The sequence below is a fragment of the Stenotrophomonas sp. SrG genome (assembly GCF_050031795.1).
Lineage (GTDB): Bacteria > Pseudomonadota > Gammaproteobacteria > Xanthomonadales > Xanthomonadaceae > Stenotrophomonas > Stenotrophomonas rhizophila_A.
This window is the reverse complement of sequence record NZ_JBNBBE010001774.1, coordinates 1-230: the sequence shown is the minus strand read 5'-3', so window position 1 is coordinate 230 and position 230 is coordinate 1. Positions and strand designations below refer to the sequence as shown.

At 68.3% G+C, this 230-nt stretch carries 1 protein-coding gene; it reads left to right on the top strand.

Annotation, left to right across the window (positions count from 1 at the left end; translation table 11 throughout):
* The first annotated feature begins 47 nt into the window (after positions 1-47).
* Positions 48-185: an entericidin A/B family lipoprotein gene (locus tag ACQG3P_RS25370; RefSeq protein WP_426806584.1), complete on the top strand. Its 138-nt coding sequence runs from the start codon at positions 48-50 to the stop codon at positions 183-185.
* Positions 186-230: the final 45 nt, after the last annotated feature.

Below are 230 nucleotides of genomic sequence, written 5' to 3'. Positions count from 1 at the left end.
GAGGGGCGGGCAGTCGGGAGTGACGGTGCATTCCTCCGGAGAACCCCATGAAGCGTGTAATCGCCCGGATGCGGTTGCCGCGGGTCTCGCTGGCCAGGCTCTCCGGCTGCAACACCGGTGCCGGTGCCGGCAAGGATGTGCAGACGGCAGGCCAGTCGGTGGAAGCCGCCGCCAAGGGCAACTGAACCAACGTTGCGGGCCGGCGAACGCCGGCCCGCATTGGATGAAGA

Excerpts from the sequence above, each read along its gene's own strand:
- ACQG3P_RS25370 (WP_426806584.1), top strand. The coding sequence starts at position 48 with ATGAAGCGTGTAATCGCCCGGATGCGGTTGCCGCGGGTCTCGCTGGCC.